This window comes from Paenibacillus agaridevorans (assembly GCF_003112455.1).
GTDB classification, from domain to species: Bacteria; Bacillota; Bacilli; order Paenibacillales; family Paenibacillaceae; genus Pristimantibacillus; species Pristimantibacillus agaridevorans.
This window is the reverse complement of the sequence record NZ_BDQX01000395.1, coordinates 3,360-10,747: the sequence shown is the minus strand read 5'-3', so window position 1 is coordinate 10,747 and position 7,388 is coordinate 3,360. Positions and strand designations below refer to the sequence as shown.

At 53.4% G+C, this 7,388-nt stretch carries 4 protein-coding genes; all 4 read right to left on the bottom strand.

What is annotated here, in order from left to right:
• Positions 1-479: 479 nt before the first annotated feature.
• Positions 480-2,615 carry a LuxR C-terminal-related transcriptional regulator gene (locus PAT3040_RS30780; RefSeq protein ID WP_108995688.1) on the bottom strand — a complete coding sequence of 712 codons (2,136 nt, stop codon included), beginning with the start codon at positions 2,613-2,615 and terminating at the stop codon, positions 480-482.
• A 174-nt stretch (positions 2,616-2,789) separates the two neighbouring features.
• A complete protein-coding gene (locus PAT3040_RS30775; RefSeq protein WP_146200602.1) occupies positions 2,790-6,341 on the bottom strand; it encodes an NEAT domain-containing protein in 3,552 nt (1,183 codons plus the stop codon).
• Positions 6,342-6,435: 94 nt separating this feature from the next.
• On the bottom strand, positions 6,436-6,810 hold the full coding sequence (locus tag PAT3040_RS30770; RefSeq protein WP_108995686.1) for a hypothetical protein: 375 nt from the start codon (positions 6,808-6,810) through the stop codon (positions 6,436-6,438).
• A 392-nt stretch (positions 6,811-7,202) separates the two neighbouring features.
• On the bottom strand, positions 7,203-7,388 hold a 186-nt coding region (locus PAT3040_RS38195), incomplete at its 5' end, for a hypothetical protein (protein ID WP_219930338.1).

Below are 7,388 nucleotides of genomic sequence, written 5' to 3'. Positions count from 1 at the left end.
CGACCGGGATGAACAAGCTTCGAAGCCGACTCATCTCCGGTGCGGAATGGACATCGCCAAGCAGCGGTTGTAGCTCACGCCGACAACCTATCAACTAAACATATCAATTACTGCGACTACGTCGGCGACACCGACATACTGCCTCCAAAAACCTATGATTACTGAGAAATAAGTCGGTGATACCGACATACTTCCCTCTAGACGCATCAATTCCTGCAAATAAGTCGGCGACATCGTCATACTGAGCTCCAACCGCATCTTTTTCCGCAAATAAGCCGACCACACCGACATCCTGTTCTCCAACCGCATCATTTCTTGTAAATAAGTCGGCGCTACCGACATACAAGCTCCGAAGCCAACTCACCCCCGGTGCGGAATGGACATCTCCAAGCAACGGTTGTCGCTCACGTCGACAACCAGTCAACTAACCACAGTAGTTACTTTATAACCTGTCATGCGCATTCTGCAACAGCCCGCTCCTACTCCAACAGCCGCTTGAGCAGTTGGGTTCGATTGGAGGTGCTGAACTTTTCCATCATTGATTTCAAGTGTTTTTTGACGGTGACCTCGCTCAGATAGAGGGACTTGGCAATCTCCACGTTGGTGCAGCCCTGCTCCAGCAAAAGCGCGACTTCCTTCTCGCGAGGCGTCAGCTCCGGGCGGTTCATGATCCGTTCCGCATAGGATAACGGCTTTGAGGCAGCTTCTGCCGCCGCCGAAGGCATATTCGTCACTGAAGCTTCGACCGTTGCTGCTGCGGGTGAGGAGTAGAAAGCCGATTCCGGATCCCCGTCCGGCTCGATCAGATGCGCCTGCCCGGTCATGCGGAGCATATGATGAATGTAGCTGATCGCGTTGCCGCCCTGACGGTCCATGACAAAGGTAACGGCTTCCCGTTCCTCGTCGTAGCCGTAATGGTTGGCGTTATCCGCAATGGAGAAGCCCAGACTCTTATGCGATTCCACGAAATAGACGGTTGGCGCCGGCGATTCGATCAGCAGCTCCCCCGTGAAAATAAGATCGTGCAGCAGGTGGCCCATTGCCGTCTGCTGTGAAACGTCGCCTAGATCGGAAGTATCGATCGTCTCGATAAACCATCCCGCCCGCGTATGCGGCGCGGCCTTCAGTCGGCTGCGCATTTCCGGGGACAGGCTTCCGAAGTAGGGCTTCGACCGCGGGGCTTGCTCCAGATAGGGGAGCGTATCCTGATTTATCGGGATAATGACGGCGAAGCCGATAATGGCCCCGGTGCTGTCCCTCATCAGTCGTACTACGTCGTAGCCAAGACCAAACAAGGCGTCAAAATCGATATGTCGAACTGTATAGCGGCTTTCCTTGGCCGTCAGAGGGAAGGAGAAGCGCTGGTTGGAAGAAGGATCGTACATATCGATAAGACTATCCTTGGCTTCCGCGATCCGTATCTCGACATACCTTTTCAATTCGTCCTTATGCTCGGCCTGCGCCGTCTCGAAGTGGGGAGGAGACAGCTCGAACCAGTTCATGAAAGCGCGAATGAGCGCATCCCCGATATAGTTCATGAGCTCGATGGCTTCCCGATGCTCGCCGGCATCCCCTTTATTCCGGGCATCCAGCCATCTGAGGTAATGATACCGAAGGGCGCCTGCGCGAAGCTGCTCGTAGTGCAGGGGCGTACGGGACAGCATCTCCCGACTCACAAGTTCCCTCATCAAGCTATGTACGGCCCAGCCTTGATCTACCTTGCGGATAAAGGAGAATCGAATAAGCTGATAAAATTCCGCGGCGCTCATCTCCCGATTCAGCACAAAGGACAAGCTCTCCTGATTGAAGCGGCGAAGCACGCACGCTGCTTCGATTAATGGTCGGAGATGTTCGCCCGGCACCTCACGAAGCCACTCGTTTACGATATAGGCAAGCGTCTCGTAGCCTCCCGGCTCCGCTTCGTCGAAGCTGCCGCTGTTCTCTTGCGAGAGCAGGAGCGCCATTAAGGACATCGTCAGCGGGTGGCCTCGCGAATAGCGCCAGATCTGTTGAATGGCCTGCGGGTCACGCACATGCATGGATTCGGCGAAGCTGGTAACGGCGGATATATCAAGATCCGACAGGGGCATTCGCGTCACATACCTTCTCCAATAGGAGGAGAGAAGCCAAGCCTCCGATAACGCATAACGTCCCGCCAGCACGACGAGAATACTTCCACTGAGCCTCTTCAGGAAGTAGTCCCTCAACCACTGATCCATGCTCTCCATACGTTCGTAAGCATCGATAAACAAACAAATTCGTCTCTCACCGGAAAGCTCTTCAAGCGCTGCGATACAGGACTCCGGCAAGTTGGCATCCGCCCGGTCGTAATGCTGCCGCGGGTCAATGGCGCCTAGTATACGAAGACAGAACGCCTCGGGGGTTTTCACGAATCCTTCGCTGTCCATCATTAGACAGAGATCGCCATGCGCGGAGGCCACTCGCTGGAATTCGTCCAGCAGGCTGCTCTTGCCGATGCCGGCGGTACCATAGATGCTTATCAATTGTAAGGATGCGGCAGTCGATTCCCGACATTTAACGAACTGCGCAATCTCCCGTTCCCTTCCGACCAGCGTATCGCTGGCCCACTCCCCGTCTTGCTCAATGGCAATCATCCGATCTCACGCTTCCCTATCTCCGAATAATATCTGTTTCTATTCTACTCCACGCAAGGTAACCCATCAATGAGTGAAAGTGATAGAAGTTTTATTGCGGTGAAGCGTATCCTTTCGGAAAATAGCAGCCCCGGATGCCTATTCGCATCCCGGAGCTGCTATTTCGAATGGAGACTATTCCAAATGATCGAGCAGACGGATAATCAACGTCAGAGCTTCCGCTCGAGTAGCCGTAGCGTTAGGGTCGAACCGATTGCCGTCCTTCCCTTGGATCAAGCCGGCCGTGACAGCCGCCGCGACTTCCTTCTGTGCCCATGCCGGTACGGATTCGGTATCGTTGAAGGAGAGCGAAGCGTCTTCTTCCAGCTTAAGCCCCGCCGCGCGGGAGATTATAACCGCAAGCTGAGCGCGAGTTAATTGACCGCCGGATCGGAACGTGGCGTCTTCGAAGCCGCCGATCAGACCGGCGGTGACGACGCGCGCCACATGCGACTGAGCCCAAGCCGGGATGCTGCCGAAGTCTTGCAGCGCGTCACCGTCGCCTTCGCCTTCCAGCCCCAGCGCTCGGCTGATCATGACGGCGAATTCGCCGCGTGTCACGATGTTGTCGGGACGGAAGCTGCCGTCGGAGAAGCCGTTCACGATGCCGAGCTTAACGGCTTGCTCAATGGTTGATTTGGCCCAATGGTTCGTTGTGTCCGAGAATTTAATAATCGGAGTCCCGTTCCCTTCTTCCTCCGGAGATTCTTCCTCGCCGGGCTCTTCCTCTGGGTCAGGGTCATTCTTGCCGTCGTCAGGCTTAGGTCCGCCGCTGCCAGTACCTGGAGGTTCCAGCCCTGAAGGCAAGCCTCCGTCGCCGCTGCCCCCTGGAGGAGTGGTCTGATCGCCGGCACTTCTGGCAGAGGATTCGTTAAATTTGAAGTCTACATCGTATTGCTCGTCATAGATAAATCCTGGAATCGTGCTGCTTAGATCCCAATAGATGGACACCCATCCGGGAATTTTGCCGGACAGATCCGACAGCGAGAAGGTGACGACGCGCGTATTCGTGCCCGAGTCTGTTCCGGAGCCTCCGCCGCTGCTGCCGTTCAGCGTGAAACCCGTAATTTCCTTACTCTGTTTTAAGGTGAAGGAAACGGTTTTACTACCTCCGGTAACCTTGACCAGAGCCGTGGTGAACACGTATTGGTTCATGACCGAGACGCTTTCGCTTCCTTTTTTGAGAACCGTGAAGTCCACTAAGTAATTGCCATCGGCAGGGTATTGAGGGCCTTGGTTGCCCGGATTGCTCGGGTTAGTCGGATTGCCCGGTCCGTTGCCTCCTACATACGAAGCTTGGAATGTTTCATAAGCACGTTGCAAAGTCTGATAGGCGGATAACGTCTGCGCGCTAGACGATGGGATTCGGACGGCCTCTTTACCGGCTACCGCAATCGCCGCCAAGAAGGAAGTTTTGGCGAATTCCGGATATTGTCCCGGAGCAGTGCCGACGACCGCAGCGCCGTGAGCTTTCTTGGCCTCATCTATTAGCGTGTACAATGCGGAGTTGTCTACATTATTGAAGTTCAAGCGGATGGTATGCGTGCGATCATACTGTTGTGCGGGTACGACCGTACGAACCTGAGCTTCGATTAAATTCGACGATTGGGTGAGATTAAACGAAACCGTACGTGTGTTAGCGCTCTTATCTTCGCTGACCAGCTCTGCATCTGCAAAGCTATTGCCGGATTTGATTCTAAATTCGGGCACGGAGGAGCTGTCCTTAATCGTGAGAATCAACTTGCGGGTCGATTCGTCCACGTAAGTGACGACGGCCGGTTTTTGGAAGTAGCTCTCCATAATCGAGAATTCCTCTCCCGACGCATGCGCGACGCTGAATTGCAGGCTCTGTGTCACTCCTCCCCTAAATTGCTCCACAGCCTCGTTAAGCGTGTTCGACGCTGTCAGAATTGCCGGTCTGGGTGCAGCCAACCAACCCCCTGTCTCCTTGGAGAATGCAATGGCGTCGCCCAGTCTGTCAATTAACGACTGGGGATATTGCCCGATGGCATTGCCGGGCGCGGCGCTTTCCAGCAACGATTCGGCCTCGGCAATCTGGGATAATAGCGCTTTATGCTGAGCGGCGTTAAAGCTAATGAAAATTTCCCTCGGCGTGACGCCGGGAACTTCGCTTATCGTGTTGTTGGCAAAGACCATCGGATATTTCAACTTGATAATGCCTTGCCAATGCATATCCGTTTGCGGTGTAGTATTGTTATGGACTCGAATTTTGGCCTGATAGGTAAATTGATTGCCGTTCGTCTCCGCGATAACCGGTTTGGCCGGCGAACTGGAGTAGCTTTTGTTGTACAATCCAGTCGTCGCGTTAAGCGACGGTTGCGCGATAACCTGCGGGGTAAAGACGATGTCGTCGTTCGGATTATCGATAAACGTAATATTGGCAAATGATTCATAGTATCCTGCCTGCTGAAGAACTGTCGCGGTATCGCCGATTTCCGGAGCATAAACGGATTGAGAGACCGTCTCCGGTGTGAGCGCGTCAAGCACATAGATATCTACGTTTGAGGCCGCGAACTGGCGTTTTGCAATTTCGCTCCAGTTGTACGCGGCGAGTTGATTCGTATACATGGCATTAACCATGCTTTGCGTAGCCAGAGGGTCGTTAAGCAGGGTGGTAGCCGCCTCTACATTGCTTCTTACTTTCTGGCTTAGGCCGAGCAACTTGCCGTCCTCATATTGTATATCGGGGAAGTCCGTCGGATATTCGTTCACGGAAAACGCTGCGCCGACTGTGCCTGATGCAGGCTTCCCGCCCTCAGCGAATCCAGCGTCCTTCGGGTCGGTGGCCAGCCAAGCCTCCGCTCCGGCGATCCAGGCTGACAACGAAGCCCGGTTAACGACGATACGCGCAGATTCGTAGGTTTTGATTGCCTCATCGGCAATGTTATATGCAGCGATTAGCAGATTTGGGTTACTTGGCGATCCCGACACAATGGACTCGGCAAGTGCCAGGTCCTCGATCAGCTTCTGTCTTGCGGCTGCCGGGTATGTTCCGTCTATTTGTCCCTCAGTCGTACTGTCATGCAGGCTTTTACCGGCAGTTACCCGCGCTTGGAAAAGTTCAAGCGTGACGTCCGGATTATTGCCATCGCCACCGCCGTTATCGCCGCCGCCGGGCAACGGAGACAAGTCGACGCCGGTAAGATCCAGCTCGAGCTGGGCGTTATACCAATGATTGTAGTTGGTAGGCAGACCATAGATGTTGTTAGTATCGTTAATATGCATTAAGATGTCTTGTTTGGTATACACATCCGTAATGTCCAATTGAATGACGATCTTGCCGTCTACGGGTGCTCCCTTGACGACGACCGGCGCGTAACCGTCCGATCCGCTCACCGTCTCTCCTGCACCGGTGTCTGTAATAACGGCCTTTGGTGCACCCTCTTTCCGCGTGCCGAAGAAAGCGAATGTCGAATAGTTGGCCTCCGTGACCTGATGTTCGAATATAGCCTTGCCATTGCGAATAATTAATTTTGCGCCATCCTTCACGACAAAGCTGTCGGCGGCGGACGTCACTGTGGTACCGTCCTTTACATAACGGAATGAAATGGGGAATTCTCCGTCCCGAACCGCGGTGGCAGCCGAAACGGGCACAATATGTACTGCCGACAACAGCAAAGCGAATGCGAGAAGCAAAACGAGCGTTTTTCTCATCGATAGTGTCACAACAATATCTCCCTTGGTTTAAATTTAAACAGGAAGCGGCCGCGTGGCCGCTTCCTTCGTTTATGTGGGAACCGTCAAGGCTCCGGCAGAGCTATTAAAGCCAGACGAGCGTAAGGTTGTAGACCATATTGTGAGGTCCGGCAACAACTTTCAGTTCTACCGGAATGTCGGCCGACGCGCTGCCAGGGAAGACGAATGTCGTCAGATTCGAGCCGGTATCGTAGGAACCGTAATAAACCGTGCTGCCGACTTGGATTTCAGGGAAGTAGTTGCCAGTCAGCTTGATCGTCACTTGGCCCCCCGTCACATCGGCCGGTCCGGAGATATAGGAGCTGGAGTGGGAGTGATAGCTGCCGCCGTAATGGAATTCATAACTTTCGGTTGCGGCAAAGGCGGACGCCGCCATAGCCAGAACCAGTGCCATTGCCATAAGAGTCAGCATCAACGATTTTTTGAACATTTTAGTCATTTGTACAAACACTCCTTCGAATTGGTTTTTTGGTTTTTGACTTGCGTTCTTGCGATCGAATCCGTCATCCTTCTGCCAACCATGGTGTCCCGTTACGTTCTTGTAGGCGTTCGCCCTCCTCTCGACGGGTCTGGCTTTCTGTTACGAGTAGAAAATGCCATATGAAGTTAATGATTATCATTCTCAATGATGTCGCAAAAAAATATGGCTTCTTCGGCCAACCCAAATTTTTACTGCAACACGAATATTACTCCTGCATTATGAACGCAGTATGAACTTTAGATTACATTTCTCCAAGGCTCTCCATTGATGAGCCGATGAGTGCATGATTCCTCTAACTTCGGAGAGTCCGAGGCGACGAAACGTCACGCCGGAAAATTGTAATCTGAAGTTCACGCTCCGTTCACATTGCGGAAGTAAAATCCTCGTGAAACGTTAATGATAATCTCTCTCAAAAAGAGGGCGGCGCGGAGGTTGGAGGGTAACTGGCATTGGAAGCAGTCAGAAGAGCTATCGATACAATGAGAAATGCCGGCGCAAAGCGGCAGGAGCGGGAACAAGCTCATACGGCGAGCAGG

Excerpts from the sequence above, each read along its gene's own strand:
- PAT3040_RS30780 (WP_108995688.1), bottom strand. The coding sequence starts at position 2,615 with ATGATTGCCATTGAGCAAGACGGGGAGTGGGCCAGCGATACGCTGGTC.
- PAT3040_RS30770 (WP_108995686.1), bottom strand. The coding sequence starts at position 6,810 with ATGACTAAAATGTTCAAAAAATCGTTGATGCTGACTCTTATGGCAATG.